This window comes from Streptomyces lacaronensis, from assembly GCF_047337785.1.
GTDB classification, from domain to species: domain Bacteria; phylum Actinomycetota; class Actinomycetes; order Streptomycetales; family Streptomycetaceae; genus Streptomyces; species Streptomyces lycopersici.
The window spans coordinates 3503945-3521200 of record NZ_JBLHDK010000003.1 but is presented as its reverse complement, the minus strand read 5'-3'; the positions used below and the strand labels follow the sequence as shown (position 1 = coordinate 3521200).

Sequence of the window (17256 nt, the reverse complement as noted above, 5' to 3'; positions counted from 1 at the left end):
GCCGCTCACCGCCCCCCGCTCAGCGCGAGCCGGACCCGGCGGGCCAGCCGCGCCGCCGGATGGGACGGCAGGGGCGCGGGCCCGGACCGCTCCTGCCACCACAGCGTCAGCCGGCGCCGGGCGGCCGCGTCCTCGGGCCGGCCGTCCGCCAGCAGATGCTCGGCGAACGACATCGCGTCGCGGCGGTAGCCGCCGGTCATCGGGCGGCCGTCGGCGTACCGCGCGAACGCCGGGCGGTAGCCGGTGCCCAGGATCTCGGGCAGCTCAGGGGCCACCTTGGCGATCACGGACGCCCGCTTGGCGGTCAGCGCCGCGCTCTGCACCCGCAGCCGCCGCCGGTCGAAGCCCTCGGGCGGCGGGGTGTCCCCGACCAGCGCGGACAGCAACGCTGCCTGGGCGAGCGCCAGCCGCTCCCGGACGTCGTCCGGCACGGGCGCGTCGGGTGCGGCGGACGCCCTCGCCGAAGCCTCGGCGGCTCCGCCCCCGGCCCCGGCTCGCCCCCCGGCTCCGCCCCCGGCCCCCGCCGCCGTCACCGCGCGGATCGCGTCCAGCTCGCCCGCGAGCTCATCGGCCGCCGGGAAGTCCTCGTCGCGCTCCAGCAGCACCCCGGGCGGTGTCGTACGGGCGCACAGCTCGGCGAGCACGTCGAGCACCGGCCGGGTCACCGGATGGGCGTGGCTGTCGTGCCACACCCCGTCCCGCTCCACCCCGCCCGCCACATGGACGTAGGCGATCGCCGACGTGGGCAGCTCGTCCAGCGCCTTGGCCGGGTCCTCGCCCCGGTTGACGTGGTTGGTGTGCAGATTGGCCACGTCGATGAGCAGCCGCACCCCCGTGCGCTCCACGAGCTCGGCCAGGAACTGGCCTTCGGTCATCTCTTCGCCGGGCCAGGAGATCAGCGCCGCGATGTTCTCCACCGCGAGCGGCACCGGCAGCGCGTCCTGCGCGATGCGCACGTTCTCGCACAGCACGTCCAGCGCGTCACGGGTCCGCGGCACCGGCAGCAGATGCCCGGCCTCGATGACCGGTGACGCGGTCAGCGGCCCCCCGGCCCTGACGAACGCGATGTGCTCGGTGACCAGCGGCGAGCCCAGCGCCTCGGCCCGTTCGGCCAGCGCCCGGAGGCGGCCGGGGTCGGGCCGCTCGGCTCCCCCGAGGCCGAGCGACACCCCGTGCGGGACCACGGTGGTCCCGCGCTCGCGCAGCCGCCGGAGCGCGTCCGGCACATGGCCGGGGCAGATGTTCTCCGCCACCACCTCCACCCAGTCGATGCCGGGCAGCCGCGCGATGTCGTCGGCGATCTCCGGTCGCCAGCCGATTCCGGTACCGAGGCGCACCATGGCTCCCCCTCCTCGTTCCGTACCGCGTCCCCGCGGTGTGTTCTCGCGTGCCGGGGTCATGACCCCATACAGGGAGGACGAATCCCCCGGCCGCATGGTTCAGAGGTTCATTTGAGCTTCGGGGTGTCACGGCGGGGGACGGCGGGGACGCCACCGCGGGCGGCGGCTCGGGCGGCGGCTCGGGCGGCGGCTCGGGCGGCGGCTCGGGCGGTGCGAAAGGTCACCGGGTGGGTGGAGTCCCTGAATATGGTCACTGTTACAAAAAATTAGGGCCCTGTGGCGACAGACGTTCAGAAGGGAAAATAGGATCGGTCTGGTCTGGGGGGATGGAAGATCACACCTTTGTGCCGCGCCCGCGCGCGGAGCGAGCGTGGGGGAAACACGTGCTGGGCAGCAGCGACAACGCCATGGGGAAGCACCGCAAGCACCGCCGTAAGCCGCCCTCGAGCAGCCGGGGGATGCGGCTGCGCCGCTGGGCGGCCGCGCGGATCCGGCTGGACTACCCCCGGGCGGGGCGGCGCGGTGTGAGGCGATGGCTGCCGTCGTGGCGTCAGACAGCCCTGCTCTTCCTGTTCTGCCTCGGCAGTCTGACGGGTCTGCTGAGCTTTCTGTATCTGCAGACCGATATCCCGAAGAACCTCAACGACTTCGCCACCCAGCAGGACAACGTCTACTACTGGGCCGACGGCACCGAGATGGCCCGTACCGGCCCGGTCAACCGGCAGGAAGTGCCGCTGGACAAGGTGCCGGAAGACGTCCAGTGGGCGGTGCTCGCCGCCGAGAACGCCAGTTTCTACACCGACAGCGGAGTGTCCCCGAGCGGGCTGATGCGCGCGGTGACGCGGATGGTGACGGGTGGTGAGACGCAGGGCGGGTCCACCATCACCCAGCAGTATGTGAAGAACGCCTATCTGAATCAGCGCCAGACCTTCTCCCGCAAGCTCACCGAGATGTTCATGGCCATCAAGCTGGACGACCGGATGAGCAAGCGGGAGATCCTCCAGCGCTATCTGAACACCAGCTGGTTCGGGCGCGGCAGTTACGGCATTCAGCGGGCGGCGTACGCTTACTACGGCAAGGACGTCTCGGAACTCAACGCCAGCGAGGGCGCGTTGCTCGCCTCGCTGCTCAAGGGCGCCGGGACCTTCGATCCGACGCTCAGCGCCAAGAACCACAAGCGGGCCGTCGACCGCTGGAAGTGGGTGCTGGACCGGATGGTGGACATCGGAAGGCTGTCCAAGTCCGAGCGGGCGCGCTATACGACGTTCCCCGAGCCCAAGGCACAGCCCAGGCCGGTGGGGCTCACCGGTCAGGTCGGTTATCTGGTGGAGACGGCCAAGGCGTACGTCAGCTCCCACACCGACATATCCGACGCCGATTTCGACCTGGGTGGCTATCAGATCCACACCACCTTCGAGAAGCCGAAGGTCCAGGCGCTCGCCAAGGCGGTGAAGGAGACCCGGGACAACCTCGACCCCGAGGAGCGCCCCGAGGACCGCCATGTGCGCATAGGCGCCGCGTCCGTGGCCCCGGGAGGCGCCATACGCGCCCTGTACGGCGGCCCCGGCTATCTGGAGCAGGGATTCAACGACGCGAACGCCTCCACCGTCCCGGCCGGCACCTCCTTCACCCCCTTCGTCTACGCCGCGGCGCTGCGCGACGGCGTCCTGCTGGAGCGCAACGGGGCGCGGACGCCCGTGACGCCCTCGACGCTCTACAACGGTGACAACAAGATCGCGGTGCATACGCCCGAGGGCCCGTACTGGGACCGCGGCGGCAAGATCGTGCGGGCCACCAATGACGACGACGCCTCCTATGGGCAGGTCTCGCTGCGCCAGGCGATCGTGCGGTCCATCAACACCCCGATGATCCAGTTGGGCATGGACGTCGGCCTGGACCGGGTCCGGCAGGCGTCCATCGACGCGGGGCTGCTGCCCAGCAGCTTCGGCGCGCGGGTGCCCGCGTTCTCGCTCGGCACCGCGACCCCCAGCTCGATCCGTATGGCCAGCGCCTACGGGACGTTCGCCGCCGAAGGCACGCACCACGCGCCGTACTCGGTGAGCGGGCTCACCCACGGCGGGCAGAGGCTCGAACTGCGCAAGGACCGCGCCAAGCGGGCCTTCAGCGCGGCGGTCGCGGCGCAGGTGGACGACGCGCTGCGCGGCGCGGTCCAGAGCCCGGACGGTTCGGCGCGCGAGGCCGCCGTGGGCGGTGGTGAGGTGGCCGGTAAGGGCGGCACGGCGCAGGACGGCACCTCCGCCTGGTTCGTGGGGTACACCAAGAAGCTCTCGACGGCGGTCTCGCTGTCCCGGGTGGATCCGAAGTCGCAGGAGCTGATGCCGCTCAAGGGAATGGGCGGGGGAGGCGCCGACACTCCGGGTGACACCTACCCCATGGACATCTGGAAGAGCTATATGACGGACAGGGCGGCCGAATGAGCCGCACCGGCGGAATGGGCCCCGCAATGCGACGGCTTACTTGGTCTTGGCGTACGTGGACCAGTCCGGCGATTCCGCCGGGTCCAGCATCCGCAGCTTCGCCAGAACCTTCGGGTCCTGGGCGTCCAGCCAGTCGGCGAGCTGCTTGAACGACACGCACCGCACTCCGTCGCGGCGGCAGACACTCCTCATCACGTCCTCGATGGCCTGCATATAGATGCCGTCGTTCCAGGTCTCGAAGTGATTGCCGATGAACAGCGGCGCCCGGCTTCCGTTGTAGACCCGCTCGAATCCGTTCAGATATCCCTGGCGGGTCAGCCGCTCCCACTCCGCGTATTTCGCCGGATCGCCCTCGGTGCTGTCACCGGACTGGTTGAAGAGGAAGTTGAAGTCCATCGAGAGGACCTGCTTCTCGCTCTCCGGATACGGCACCAGTTGCAGCGGGAAGTTCCAGATTCCATCGATCTTGGACGGCCAGAGCTGGAAGTCGCCCGGGGAACTCGCGTCATAGCGCCAGCCGAGGGATTTGATCGCCGGAATCAGCGTCTTCTGGCCCTCAAGGCATGGCGCGCGCCCGCCCACCAGCTCCACGTCATAGTCGAACGGCAGCGGTTTGATGTCGGTGAAGCCGGTGTTCGTCTTCCACTGCTTCACAAATGAATATGCCTGCTCCGTCTCGCTCTTCCACTCCTGGGTGGACCAGTCCTCCCCGCCCTTGGCGCCGCAGAAATGGCCGTTGAAGTGGGAGCCGATCTCATTGCCGTCCAGCCAGGCCCCGCGCAGCTGCTCCAGGGTCTCCCTGATGTGCTCGTCGGTGGGGAAGGATATGGCGGCCGAGCCCGGCTTGTGCTGGGGCGGCCGGTAGAGGTCGCTCTTCGACTTGGGCAGCAGATACATGCCGCTCAGGAAGAACGTCATGGTGGCGTTGGTCTCCTTGGCCACCTCGCGGAAGCGGGAGAAGAGATGGTCGTCGTTCTCCAGCGCGCCGTCCCAGGAGAAGACCACGAACTGCGGGGGCTTCTCACCCGGTTTGAGCTTCTTGGGCTTGAGCTGGTGCGGCTGCGGTCCGGTGTAGGACGTCGAGCCGTCCCCGAGCACCTTGACCTTGCCGTCCCAACGGGCGTACTTGTCTTCCTTCTTGGGCTCCTTGGGGACCCGGTCCGACTTGGGGGACGCCGCGGCGGCGGGGAGGTCCCCGTCCTGCGCGCCCCCCGCGTCCCCCGGCGAGGTCAGCGCTATCAGCAGCGCCACCACGACGGCCACGGCCGTCAGCGCGCCTATGGGCGCGGCCACGCCATAGGTGTTCCTCGCGTTTAAAGCCTTCAACGCTTGCACGATCTTCAGCGCCTTCACGGGTCCCGCCCCCTGGCAACAGTACAGATGTACGTCCCCCTCAGTATCACAGAAGTATCACGTACCCTTCACATCGGTCATCCTCACCAACCGGTCAAAAGCAGGTGGTTGACGAGCAGTGAGAGGCAGGCCTGGACCAGGAGCCATCGGCGGCGATCACGAGCGGGCAGCAGCGCGGTGGTGGGCAGCAGCCAGACGAGGAAGGGAAGCCAGATCCGCTCCGTCTCGGCCTTGCTCATCCCGGACAGATCGGCCACGACGAGCGCGAGCAGCGCGGCGAAAGTCAGCACGACGAGCCCGTCCGGCGCGCCTGGACCACCACGACCGTCTGGACCGCCTGGACCCCCCTGACCGCCGGGAGCGCCCGGACCGCCCGGACCGCCCGGACCGCCCGGCCTGACCGGGCGCAGCCGCCGGGCGGCGTCGGGCGCCGCCGCCAGCATCCGCCGCGCGCCCGCGACACAGGCGGGACCGGCGACCACCGACGCGACGGCCAGATTGGCCCAGACCCAGTACGCGTACGGGCGATCGGAGGCCACCCCCTGGTAGTAGCGCTCGACCAGCAGGGAGTACCCCTCCCACCACCGGAACCCGGCCAGCGTGAACGCCCCGGCCACCACCGCCACCCCGGTCAGGACGAAGGGCAGCGGCCGCGCGGTGCGGGCCAGCAGCAGTACGGCGGCGGCGGGCAGCGCCAGCAGCGTCAGCCCGTACGAGAGATAGGCCGTCAGCCCCAGCAGCAGCCCGGAGCCCAGCGCGACCGCCCCGGGCGCCCGGACCGTACGCGTCGCCGCGAGCGCCAGCAGCGCGAGCCCCCAGGCCGCGACGGCCGCGAAGTAGCCGTCGGCCGAGGCGCCCACCCATACCGCCCCGGGCGCCAGGACAAGGAACGGGGCGGCCGTGCGCGCCGCCCGCTCCTGCCCCAGGGCGCGCAGCGTGACCAGGATCGCGACCGCCGCCGAGCCGCCCACGGTGACGCAGAAGGCCCCCGCCCAACCGCCGCCGCCCAGGCCCAGCCGGTCCAGGCCCACGAAGGTGAGCACGGCGCCCGGCGGATGGCCCGCGATATGGGCGGGCCAGTGGTCGGGCTGAGTGAGCAGGATATGGCTGGTGAAGCCGCGCAGGGCCGCGCCGACGTCCTGGAACCGGTCGATGCCGCGCAGATACTCGTGACGCGCCGTCAGCCGCTCCGCCACCCCGCGCCGCCATCCGTCGACCAGCGCCAGCGACCAGATCCACGCCATGGCCGCCGCCCAGACGGCCCCCAGCAGCCCCCGCCACGGCAGCCGCGCAGCGAGCCGGTGGCCGTGGAGGACGACCGCCGCGGCGACGGCCAGGGCGAGAGGCGTACCGGGGCCGACATGGGGCAGCCAGTCGGCGTACAGCGGCGCCCAGTCGACGTACAGGGAGTGATCGGTCCGCTGGATCAGGGTGCCGACGACGGCGGCGACGGCGAAGAGCAGGGCGGCGGCAGCGGCGGCGAGCACATCCCGGCGACGGCCGGTCCGCGTGTCGTCCCGGGTGGGCTGGATGTCGACGTCGTTGCGGAGAGGGAGCTTCACGACGTCACGCTACGTCGCCAAGCCCGCCGCCGGGCCGCCGCGCCGCGCGCTGTCACCGGACCGTCAGATCTTCCCGGCCAGGGCCCGTGACGTCACCGTTTCGTCATGGGCTCAAGGCCACTGGAGGCGGTGCGGCGGTCCTACGGTCATGCCATGAGCCACCCTCCCCGTACCGACCGTGATCGCCGCACCCTGTGGCGCAGCCCGCTGCGCGGCCCCTGGCTGACGTCCGTCTTCGGCCTGATCCTGCTCTTCGGCATCCCCGTGCTCTTCGTGACCGGACTGCTGTCGTACGCCGCCTACAACCCCGATCTGTCCCCGGTCAACGACAAGACACCGGACAAGGGGCTGCTGGGCTTCTATCTCTTCTCCTGGCCGACCGACCCCTCCTGGCTCTACCGCGTCACCCAGGGGGTGCACGTCACGCTCGGGGTCGTGCTCGTCCCCGTGCTGCTGGCCAAGCTGTGGTCGGTCATCCCCAAGCTGTTCGCCTGGCCGCCGGTGCGGTCCCTGGGGCACGCGCTGGAGCGGCTCTCACTGCTCCTGCTGGTCGGCGGGGGGCTGTTCGAGTTCGCGACCGGCGTGCTCAACGTCCAGTTGGACTACATCTTCCCCGGCTCCTTCTACCCGCTGCACTTCTACGGGGCATGGATCTTCATGGCCGCCCTCGTGGTCCATGTGGCGCTGCGGATCCCGCTCATGGTGCGGACGCTGCGGAGCCGCGAGCTGCGGGCAGAGCTGCGCACCCGCACCTCCGACACCCGGCCGGAGCCGCCCGACGAGACCGGCCTGGTCAGCCCGCGGCCCGCCGCGCCGACCATGTCGCGGCGGGGCGCGCTCGCCATGGTCGGCACCGGCTCCCTCGCGCTGCTGGTGGTGACGGCCGGTCAGAGCATCGGCGGCCCGCTGCGCGGCAGCGCGCTGCTCGCCCCGCACGGGCGCGAGCCGGGCCGGGGGCCGAACGGCTTCCAGATCAACAAGAGCACCGTGGCCGTCGGCATCCGCGCCCGCGACATCGGGCCCGACTGGCGGCTGGTGGTGCGGGGCGCGGTGGGCCACGAGACCGTCCTCACCCGGGAGCGGCTGCTGCGGCTGGAGCAGCACGGCGCGGCGCTGCCCATCGCCTGTGTGGAGGGGTGGTCCACGGCCGACCAGCGGTGGGAGGGGGTACGGCTGGCCGACCTCGCCGCGCTGGTGGGGCATGCCGACCGGCCGCCGAGGGTCCTGGTGGAGTCGGTGCAGCGGCACGGCTCCTTCCGCAGCGTCGTGCTGAGCGAGCACCAGGCCCGGGACCCGCGCTCGCTGTTGGCCCTGAAGGTCAACGGCGCGGATCTGTCGCCGGACCACGGCTATCCGGCGCGGGTGATCGTGCCCGGGGCCCCGGGGGTGCACAACACCAAGTGGGTCGGGCGGCTGACGTTCGGGGGGACGGCGTGAGGATTCCCGGACTTCGGGGGGACGGTATGAGGTTTCTCGGGCGGAGCCGTGCTGGGCTGCGGCGACTGGACGGGGAGTCCCCGCTGAGGCTGGTGCTGCTGCTGTGCTCCTTCGCGCTGACCGGCTACGCCGGGGTCAGGCTGCTGAGCGGTGACTGGTTCGGGATCGCGCTGTGGTTCATCGGCGCCGCCGTCCTCCATGACCTGGTGCTGCTGCCGCTGTACGCGCTCGCCGACCGGGCCGTGGCGGCCGTGCTCCCGGCCCCGGCCCCGGCCCGGGGGATCAAGCATGGGTGGACCAACCATGTGCGGGTGCCCGCCTTCGTCTCCGGTGTGCTGCTGCTGGTGTGGTTCCCGCTGATCCTCGGCCGGCAGGAGCGCCGCTACGAGAACGCGACCGGGCTGAGCGCCGACGTCTTCTGGCCGCGCTGGCTGTTGATCACCGCCGTACTCTTCGGCGCCTCGGCCCTGTGGCTGGTGATCAGGGTGGCGATCCGGGGGTGGCGGCGTCGCCCGGGGGCTCGGAGCGGGGCCGCGCAGGCCGAGTCGGCTGCCTCGGCAGGGGAGCGGAAGCCGCCCGCCGGGCCTGCTGGGCCCGCAGGGCCCAGCCGACCATGACCGCCGCAGCGGCGACCGCGTACCCCAGCGTCCCGACCCACGCGCCGTCGTCCACCGCACGGGCCGTCACATACTGGGCGACTCCCGCGAGCGGCAGGCCGAGCCACTCCCAGCGCCCGTCGAGGGCCACCAGCGCCACCACCAGCAGTGCGTACCAGGGGTAGCCGGGCGTCATCAGCAGGAACGCGGTCCCGGTCACCACCAGCGCGCCGCACCAGGGCCGTTGGGGGTCGCCGCGCAGCAGCACCCGGACCACGACCACGAGCAGCACGGTGGCGATCACGGGGAGGGCCCAGGTCTCCGGGTCGGGGTGGAGCAGGCGCAGCAGGGCGTAACGGTTCTTGTCGTCGGCGGCGGTGGAGCCCGTCTCGTAGCCTTCCTCGGCCACGTAGCCGGTGAGATAGCCGAGGACGGAGGAGCGCGAGAGCAGGACGTACGGGAGGTAGCCGAGCGCGACGACGGCGGTGGCGGGCAGCACGATGGCCGCGGCGCGGCGGATTGGCGCGGTCGGCGCGGTCTGCGTGGTGGGGCGTCCGGCGGGCCTGGACCTCTTGAGCGCGGTGAGGGGCTTGGCGGTGGCCGTGGCGAGGACGCCGGAGAGGGCGCCCGGCAGGGTCACGGCGGGCAGCAGCTTGGCCGCGGTCGCCGCGCCGAGGAGCGCACCGCCCAGGGCGCGGCGGCGGGGGACGGCGACGAGGCCCGCGACCGTCAACAGCACGCCCAGCGCGTCGACATGGGCGTTGTTCACCGCCTCCACCGGCACGGCCGGGCACCAGGCCCAGAGCGCGGCACGGGCGGTCGCGAGGCGCGGATCGCGGCGGCGCCGTGCCGCGGCGAGCAGTACGGCGGTGGTGGCGACGGAGAGCAGCGCGCCGCCGGTCTGGAGGGGGAGGAGGGTGGAACCTGACGGCGCCGAGCGGTGTACAAGCAAGAAATAGCCCTCTGCGGCGGGAGGATAAATCGTATGGACCGAGGGGCGGTTCAGGCGCGTGCACTGCGGCTCGGCGGCGGCGCTTGGCGGGTGATCGGGTTCCGGATGGGCGCGCGGGGCGGCGCCGGGCGTGGCATGTTCGGGCGCGGGGCGTTCGGGCGCGGGGCGGACCGGGGCGCGGTCGGGGCCATGGCAGGCAGGGCCCCGCGGAAAGAGCCAGCGGTCGCGCAGCGAAGCGAGTGCGGGGTCCTCGGGCGCGTGGTCATAGGGGGATATGCCGGCGGCCTGCACGCGCCCGTCCCAGGCGTAGCGGTAGGCGTCGGTGCTGGTGCGCGGCGGGGCGAGCAGGCCCGTGGCGGCGACCGCCGCGCTGCCCGCGAGCACGAACACCGCGGCCTGACGGGCTCCCAGGCGGCGGACGGCCCAGGCGGCCGCGGCGAACAGCGCCCAGGCGATGGCGTACCAGCGGGACAGTACGCCGGGCGCGGTGTGGAAGTCGTCCCTGCGGAAGGTGAGGGCGAGGACGGCGACGAGCGAGCCGAGCAGCGCGGCCAGAGCGAGCGGGGTGATCCAGCGGCGGGCGGTCCGCGCCCGCGCGGGCGGGGCGGTCCGTACCTGCGCGGGCGGGGTGGGGCGCTCAGGTGGACGGGGCTCGTCCGCGCCGTCGGGCGGTGGTGCGGGGCGGTCGCCGGCCGATGGCCGGGGGGCCGGGACGGAGTGTGGCCGGGGCGCCTGATCGGGCGCCCGGCCGGTCCACCGGGCGAGCCGGCCGGGCCGCGGCAGGCCGCGCGGCGACGCGGGCACGGGTCAGCGCTCCGTGCCGGACCGGGGCAGCGGCGGCGTGCGGCGCAGCGATACGAAGCCTCGGTCCCGCGCGGTCCACTGCTCGACCGGGCACCAGCCCACCGCGTGTGCGTGGTGCAGCAGCGCCCGGACGCCGACGCGGGCCCAGGGGAAGGCCGTTCCCGCGTCGCCCCGGCCGTCGTCCACGCGCACCCTCACCCGCTCGTCCACATCCGCCGCGGCGGCCTCCACGATCAGCAGCCCGTCGGGGGCCATGAGTTGGGCGACGCGCGCCAGCAGGGCGCGCGGATCGCCGCCGATGCCGATATTGCCGTCGATCAGCAGCGCCGTGCCCCAGCGTCCCTCGCCGGGCAGTGGTTCGAAGACCGAGCGGCACAGCGCGGGCCCGCCCGCGCGGACCGTACGGGCGACCGCCGCCTGGCTGACGTCGATGCCCAGACAGCGGCGGCCGTGCAGAGCCAGCGCGGCCACCAGCCGGCCGGGTCCGCAGCCGATGTCGAGTATCGGGCCCTGGCAGCGCCGCAGCACGGTCCGGTCGGCCGCGTCGGCGTCCGCACACCAGCGTTCGACGTCCAAGGGCAGCATCCAGCCGTCGGCCCGGCGCAGGAACAGCGGCCCCCGGCCCGCGTGGAGCGCTCGGACATAGGGATCGGCGTGCCAGGGTGCGGCCGCGCGGCGAGCGGGCGTCCGCTCGCGCACCGCTCCGTGGTGCACAGACAAGTCATGTACGGATCCCTCGCGCACCGATACGTCATGTACGGACCCCTCACGCACCGCTCCGTCGGGTACGGATCCCTCATGCACCGCTCCCTCGCGCACCGTCTCAGCCGTGCTCATCGGGCGGTGGTCCGGGACGACAGACGGGCGAGGGTCCGGGCGAACCGCCCGCCCGGGGCGTCGGACGCCACCAATACGGCGTCCTCGGCCGTGTCCACGTCGCGCAGCATGGGCAGGTCGCGCACCCGCAGCCCCGCGTCCGTCAGCCGACGCCGCTGGGCGGCACCGGTCGTGGCGGTGGACATCGGCACGCCCCGCAGCAGTTCGGGGTCCGGTTCGGCCAGGCCCAAGGCCCAGAAGCCGCCGTCGGCGGCCGGGCCGAACCAGGCGTCGCAGTCGTGCCAGCTCCCCGGGCCGAGCGCGGGAGCGAGGAGAGCGGGGGTGACCTGCGGGGTGTCCATGCCGATCAGCACGGTGGCGCCCCGGCAGGCGGCGAAGGCCGCGGCGAGCCGTTCGTCCAGACCGCCGTCGCACTGCCCCACCACCTCGAACCCCGGCGGCAGCCACGGCCCGGGCCGGCCGTCGAGCACCAGCACCCGGCGCCGGGCGGGCATGGCGAGCGCGGCGTGCAGCGTGTCGGCGAGGGATGCCTCGGCGAGCCACGCGGCCTCGGCGGGGGTGTACGGGGGAGTGAGCCTGGTCTTCACCCGCCCGGGCACCGGCTCCTTGGCGATGATGAGCAGCGTCGTCCCGTCCCCGTGGGCCGCCCGGAAGCCGGGGTCCGTGCGGACGTCCGCACCGGCGACCGGCCGCCCGTCGGCGCTACCTGGGCCGGAGTCGGGGCGGTCCGGAGCCGAGGGGGCCTCCGCCGCGTGGGCACCCTCGTGCGGCGCGGCGCTCACCGCGCGGCCCTCGTGGGGGTGGCCGGGTCGTGGGCCTCCGGCGGCCGGCGCAGCACGGCGCGCATATCGCGCACCGTGTGCCAGGTGCCCCGCCAGGTGCCGGTGACCTTCGACTTCCCGGTGCGCGGCCGATACGGCACCTCGCGCTCCTCGATCCGCCATCCGGCGTCGGCGGCCCGCACGACCATCTGCAGCGGGTAGCCGCTGCGGCGGTCGGTGAGGTCCAGGGCGAGCAGCGGTTCGCGCCGGGCGGCCCGCAGCGGGCCCAGGTCGCCCAGCGTGAGGCCGGTGCGCCGCCGCAGCATGCGGGTCAGCGCGAGGTTGCCGAGCCGGGCGTGTACCGGCCAGGCCCCCCGCTCCTGGGGGCGTCGCCGGCCCAGGACGAGGTCGGCGTCGCCCGCCGCCACGGTCCGCACGAAGGCGGTCAGCAGCCCGGGGTCGAGCGAGGCGTCGCAGTCGCAGAAGCACACGATGTCGGCCTCGGCGGCGAGGAGCCCGGTGTGGCAGGCGGCGCCGAAGCCACGGCGGGGTTCGTGGACGACGGTGGCGCCGTGGGCACGGGCGATGGTGGCCGAGCCGTCCGTGGAGCCGTTGTCGACGACGATGGCGCGCCAGCCGTCGGGGATGCGGGCCAGCACCCAGGGCAGGGCGGCGGCCTCGTCCAGACACGGCAGGACGACGTCCGCACAGGGGGTGGTCGAGTTCGTCACCCGCACCACACTACGAAGGAGAAAGTGACATTTCGGGCTTCAGGTTCTTACGAAACACGGACGTCGGCCGGTCAGCTGGCTCCCCGGCGCCCCCTGGTGCGGCGCGCGGTGTCACGCTGTGGGGCATGCAGCAGAACCCCACTCCCACCCGCGTGCTCGTCGTCGACGACGACCCGACCGTGGCCGAGGTCGTCGCCGGGTACCTCGGCCGGGCCGGTTTCGCCGTGGACCGGGCCGCCGACGGCCCCGGGGCGCTCGCCCGCGCCGCCGCCCGCCGGCCGGACCTGGTCGTCCTCGACCTGATGCTGCCCGGCATGGATGGGCTCGAGGTGTGCCGGGCGCTGCGGGACAAGGGCCCGGTGCCGGTCATCATGCTCACCGCGCGCGGCGACGAGGAGGACCGGATCCTCGGCCTGGAGATCGGCGCGGACGACTACGTCACCAAGCCGTTCAGCCCCCGGGAGCTGGTGCTGCGCGTGGAGTCGGTGCTGCGCCGCGGCCGGACCGGCCCGCGGGCCCCCGGCTCGTCAGGCCCCGGCTCCGGCCCGCGCCCCGACCCGGACGAGGTGACGCACCGGGCCGGGATCACCCTCGCCCCCCTGGCCCGGCGCGCCATCCGGGACGGCCGGGAGCTCGCCCTGACCGTGCGCGAGTTCGACCTGCTGGCCTTTCTGCTGCGGCACCCCGGGGTGGCCTTCACCCGCGAGGAGTTGATGCGCGAGGTGTGGGGCTGGGACTTCGGCGATCTGTCCACCGTCACCGTCCATGTGCGGCGGCTGCGCGGAAAGGTCGAGGACGATCCCGCCGCGCCCCGGCTCATCCAGACCGTATGGGGCATCGGCTACCGCTTCGACGCCCCGCCCGAGGCCGACGACGAGACCCACGGCGAGAGACGGCGGGACGAGGGACGGGGGAACGAGGGACGCGGGGGCGAGGGGCGACAGGACGAGGGACGCGGGGACCAGGGGCGGGACGAGGGATGGGGGCCGGGCTCCGATGCGTGATGTGCTCCTCATGGCGGTGTTCGCCTTCCTCGGCGCGGCGGCGGCCGGACTGCTGGGCGCGCTGGCGCTGCGGCTGGTGCGCGGTCGTTCGGTCGCGGTGTCGCTCGCCGTCGTCGCCGCCGTCGCGGTCACGGCGATGCTCACCGGGACGCTGGCGGTCGCCTGGGCGATGTTCCTGTCCCCGCACGACCTGACCGTGGTCACGACCGTCTGTGCCATGGCCGCCGTGGTGTCCCTGGCCACCGCGCTGCTGCTGGGCCGCTGGGTGGTGGCGCGCAGCAACGCGCTGGCCCTGGCCGCCCGCTCCTTCGGGGACGGCGGGAGCTTCGCCGCCCCCGACGGCCAGGCCACCGCCGAACTCGCCGCGCTCGGCCGTGAACTGGCCGCCACCAGCGCCAAGCTGGCCGCCTCCCGCGAGCGTGAGCGCGCCCTGGAGTCCTCCCGCAGGGAGCTGGTCGCCTGGATCTCCCACGATCTGCGCACCCCGCTGGCGGGGCTGCGCGCGATGTCCGAGGCGCTGGAGGACGGGGTGGCTCCGGACCCGGACCGCTACCTCCGCCGGATACGTACCGAGGTGGAGCGGCTGAACACGATGGTCGGCGACCTCTTCGAGCTCTCCCGCATCCACGCCGGGGCGCTCTCTCTCGCCCCCACCCGGATCTCCGTCTACGACCTGGTCGGCGATGCCCTGGCCGGGGTCGATCCGCTCGCCCGTGAGCTGGGCGTCCAGCTGATCGGCGACCGCGTGGACCCCGTGCCGGTGGAGGTCGACGGCAAGGAGATGACCCGTGTGCTCGGGAACCTCCTCGTGAACGCGGTCCGCCGCACCCCGGCGGACGGCACGGTCGCGGTGTCCGCCGAGCGCGAGGCGGACACGGTCGTGCTGTCGGTCACCGACGGCTGCGGCGGAATCCCGGAGGAGGACCTGCCGCGCGTCTTCGACACCGGCTGGCGCGGCAGCGACGCCCGAACACCCCCGGCGGGCGCCGGTCTGGGCCTGGCCATCGTCCGTGGCATCGTCGAGGCCCACGACGGCCAGGCGGCGGTCCGCAACGTCGACGGCGGCTGCCGCTTCGAGGTCCGCCTCCCCGCCGCCGTCACGTCCTGAGCAACCCCGCTCCCCTCACGCCCCTCCCTCACACCTCCGCTTCTCGTTGCGGGGCGTGGGCGAATTCGGCCATGCCCTCGTGGAACGAGACCGCCGGGCGCCAGCCCAGCTGGTCGCGGATCCGGCGGGACGACGCGGTGATGTGCCGGACGTCGCCCAGCCGGTAGCCGCCCGTGACCACGGGCGCGGGGCCGCCGAACGCCGTGGCCAGGGCCGTGGCCATCTCGCCCACCGTGTGAGGGTCGTCGCTGCCGGTGTTGTACGCGGTCAGCGCGGCCGGGGCCACCACTTCCGGCGCCGCCTCCAGGGCGGCGACATTGGCGGCGGCCACATCACGGACATGGATAAAGTCCCGGCGCTGGCCCCCGTCCTCGAAGACCGTGGGCGCCTCGCCGCGTGCCAGGGCCGAGCGGAAGAAGGAGGCGACGCCCGCGTAGGGGGTGTCGCGCGGCATCCCGGGACCGTACACATTGTGGTACCGCAGCGACACCGCGCGGCCGCCCACCGACCGGGCCCAGGCCGCCGCCAGGTGTTCCTGGGCCAGCTTCGTCGTCGCGTACACATTGCGGGGATCGGCCGGTGCGTCCTCCCCCACCAGACCGGGCCGCAGCGGGGTGTCGCACTCGGGGCAGAGGGGGTCGAAGCGGCCCGCCGCGAGATCCGCCTCGGCGCGCGGGCCGGGACGGACCCGGCCGTGGCGGGGGCAGTCGTAGCGCCCCTCGCCGTAGACGACCATCGACCCGGCGAGGACCAGTTCGCGCACCCCGCGCTCCGCCATCGCCGCCAGCAGTACCGCCGTGCCCAGGTCGTTGCAGCCCACATAGGCCGGGGCGTCCGCGAAGCCCTTGCCGAGACCGACCATCGCCGCCTGGTGGCATACGGCGTCCACTCCGCGCAGCGCCGCGACCACCGCCTCACGGTGCCGCACATCGGCATGGATCCACTCCCCGGCCACGGATGGCGGAGCCGGATGGGTGGCCGTCGGGTGAGCGGCGGGAAGCAGGGCGTCGAGGATGACCGGCTCATGGCCGTGCTCGACGAGGGCGGTGACGATGTGCGAGCCGATGAAGCCCGCACCTCCGGTGACCAGTACGCGCATGGGGGCGACGCTAGGCCCGAGCGGGCGTCCGGGCCCGCCCCCGCGCCGTTCCGTCACCGCTCCGTAAGACCTTCCGGAGGAGGCGTGGTCACAGAATGGTCACAAGGGGGACTGCCCCGCGTTGCCTTTCACTGCGACCGTGGCGCCCACTCGCGTCCCCTGGACTCCGTCCCCGAGGCCTGTCCTCCTGGGGCCCCCGGGCACGTTCAAACGGACACGTTCAACTGGACACGTTCAACCGGACACGTCTCTCAAGACCGCCGCCATCGACGAACAGAGAGCCACATGACGGTCACCACCGCCCCCGCGGCCCAGCGTCCCCGCTGCCTCAATGATGTCAAGGGATGGTTCCCCAGCCTTGACCAAGTGCTGTTCGACCGCTTTCTGAGCCGCCAGGAGCGCCTCGGCCAGCGCGGGGACCTGATGGAGATGGGTGCCTACATGGGCAAGAGCGCCATCTTCACCGCCGCCTATCTGAGGGCGAACGAGCGGTTCACGGTCTGTGATCTCTTCGACGCCGAGGCGCCGGACGAGAAGAACGCGGCGGAGGCGCGCAAGTCGTACTCCACCCTGACCCGCACCGCCTTCGAGCAGAACTACCTGGCCTTCTGGGACGAGCTGCCGAACGTCATCCAGGGCCCCACTTCGGTCGTGCCCGACCACGTCGGCGCGAACACCTGCCGCTTCATCCACGTGGACGCCTCGCATCTGTACGAGCACGTGGCGGGCGACATCGACACCGCGCACGACACGCTGGTGCCCGACGGTCTCGTCGTCCTCGACGACTTCCGCTCCGAGCACACCCCGGGCGTGGCCGCCGCGACCTGGGAGGCGGTGTTCACCCGCGGCCTGCGGCCCATCTGCCTGTCCACACAGAAGCTCTACGGCACCTGGGGCGACCCGGAGCCGATCCAGGACGAGATGCTCGCGGACGAGGAGTGGCGCAAGGGGATGCACACCAGCGTGCAGGAGATCGCGGGCCGCAGGGTGCTGCGGTTCTCGGGGAAGCCCGCGAACCCGACCCCGCCCACCTCCCGCTTCGCCCATGAGCCGCGCGACCCGGCTCCCGAGCCGCGCTCCGCGTCCACCGCACCGGCGTCGGCACCCGCGGCGCGCCGCCCCACCGCGGTCCGGCGGTTCGCCGCCGATGTGCTCCCGCCGGTCGTCACCCGGGCGATCCGCCGCCGCAAGGGATAGCTCCCCGGGCGCGGAGGGGAGTCCGGGGGCCGTCCGC

Annotated in this window: 13 protein-coding genes and 1 pseudogene; 6 read left to right on the top strand and 8 right to left on the bottom strand. The window is 73.2% G+C overall.

Features of this window, described 5'->3' with window-relative positions; translation table 11 throughout:
* Window positions 1-5: 5 nt before the first annotated feature.
* Window positions 6-1340, bottom strand: a complete 1335-nt coding sequence (locus ACMTAK_RS14825) for an MbnB/TglH/ChrH family RiPP precursor modification enzyme (RefSeq protein WP_413806681.1) — start codon at window positions 1338-1340, stop codon at window positions 6-8.
* Between the two features lie 458 nt (window positions 1341-1798).
* Between ACMTAK_RS14825 and ACMTAK_RS14820 the strand changes: the two genes are divergently transcribed.
* Window positions 1799-3778, top strand: a complete 1980-nt coding sequence (locus ACMTAK_RS14820) for a transglycosylase domain-containing protein (protein WP_413812893.1) — start codon at window positions 1799-1801, stop codon at window positions 3776-3778.
* A 36-nt stretch (window positions 3779-3814) separates the two neighbouring features.
* Here the strand turns inward: ACMTAK_RS14820 and ACMTAK_RS14815 are convergent, their stop codons facing one another.
* Window positions 3815-5071, bottom strand: a complete 1257-nt coding sequence (locus tag ACMTAK_RS14815; protein ID WP_413806680.1) for a polysaccharide deacetylase family protein — start codon at window positions 5069-5071, stop codon at window positions 3815-3817.
* A gap of 143 nt (window positions 5072-5214) precedes the next feature.
* Window positions 5215-6693 carry a hypothetical protein gene (locus ACMTAK_RS14810; protein WP_413806679.1) on the bottom strand — a complete coding sequence of 493 codons (1479 nt, stop codon included), beginning with the start codon at window positions 6691-6693 and terminating at the stop codon, window positions 5215-5217.
* Between the two features lie 153 nt (window positions 6694-6846).
* On the opposite strand from ACMTAK_RS14810, the gene ACMTAK_RS14805 reads away from it, so the two are divergent.
* Window positions 6847-8130: a molybdopterin-dependent oxidoreductase gene (locus ACMTAK_RS14805; RefSeq protein WP_413806678.1), complete on the top strand. Its 1284-nt coding sequence runs from the start codon at window positions 6847-6849 to the stop codon at window positions 8128-8130.
* 26 nt (window positions 8131-8156) lie between these two features.
* Complete coding sequence (locus ACMTAK_RS14800) at window positions 8157-8747, top strand: hypothetical protein (protein WP_413806677.1); 591 nt, start codon at window positions 8157-8159, stop codon at window positions 8745-8747.
* A gap of 226 nt (window positions 8748-8973) precedes the next feature.
* Here ACMTAK_RS14800 and ACMTAK_RS52665 read toward each other — a convergent pair.
* The 4 genes and pseudogenes from ACMTAK_RS52665 to ACMTAK_RS14780 all read right to left on the bottom strand — a co-directional run.
* Window positions 8974-9969: pseudogene (locus tag ACMTAK_RS52665) on the bottom strand (glycosyltransferase 87 family protein); the annotation flags it as partial.
* A gap of 516 nt (window positions 9970-10485) precedes the next feature.
* Window positions 10486-11319 carry a methyltransferase domain-containing protein gene (locus ACMTAK_RS14790; protein ID WP_413806676.1) on the bottom strand — a complete coding sequence of 278 codons (834 nt, stop codon included), beginning with the start codon at window positions 11317-11319 and terminating at the stop codon, window positions 10486-10488.
* Window positions 11316-11942, bottom strand: coding sequence for a TIGR04282 family arsenosugar biosynthesis glycosyltransferase (locus ACMTAK_RS14785; protein ID WP_413812892.1), 627 nt, complete (start codon window positions 11940-11942; stop codon window positions 11316-11318). Before ACMTAK_RS14785 ends, ACMTAK_RS14790 begins: the two co-directional genes overlap by 4 nt.
* Before the next feature lie 155 nt (window positions 11943-12097).
* Window positions 12098-12820, bottom strand: coding sequence for a glycosyltransferase family 2 protein (locus tag ACMTAK_RS14780; RefSeq protein WP_413806675.1), 723 nt, complete (start codon window positions 12818-12820; stop codon window positions 12098-12100).
* A gap of 116 nt (window positions 12821-12936) precedes the next feature.
* Between ACMTAK_RS14780 and ACMTAK_RS14775 the strand changes: the two genes are divergently transcribed.
* Together ACMTAK_RS14775 and ACMTAK_RS14770 are read left to right on the top strand one after the other, a co-directional pair.
* Window positions 12937-13815, top strand: coding sequence for a response regulator transcription factor (locus ACMTAK_RS14775; protein ID WP_413806674.1), 879 nt, complete (start codon window positions 12937-12939; stop codon window positions 13813-13815).
* Window positions 13808-14923 carry a sensor histidine kinase gene (locus ACMTAK_RS14770; protein ID WP_413806673.1) on the top strand — a complete coding sequence of 372 codons (1116 nt, stop codon included), beginning with the start codon at window positions 13808-13810 and terminating at the stop codon, window positions 14921-14923. The genes ACMTAK_RS14775 and ACMTAK_RS14770 overlap by 8 nt, the downstream gene beginning before the upstream one ends.
* Window positions 14924-14951: 28 nt before the next feature.
* On the opposite strand, the gene ACMTAK_RS14765 is transcribed toward ACMTAK_RS14770, so the two are convergent.
* On the bottom strand, window positions 14952-16022 hold the full coding sequence (locus ACMTAK_RS14765; RefSeq protein ID WP_413806672.1) for an NAD-dependent epimerase/dehydratase family protein: 1071 nt from the start codon (window positions 16020-16022) through the stop codon (window positions 14952-14954).
* A 285-nt stretch (window positions 16023-16307) separates the two neighbouring features.
* On the opposite strand from ACMTAK_RS14765, the gene ACMTAK_RS14760 reads away from it, so the two are divergent.
* Window positions 16308-17219, top strand: a complete 912-nt coding sequence (locus ACMTAK_RS14760) for a class I SAM-dependent methyltransferase (RefSeq protein WP_413806671.1) — start codon at window positions 16308-16310, stop codon at window positions 17217-17219.
* Window positions 17220-17256 lie beyond the last annotated feature (37 nt).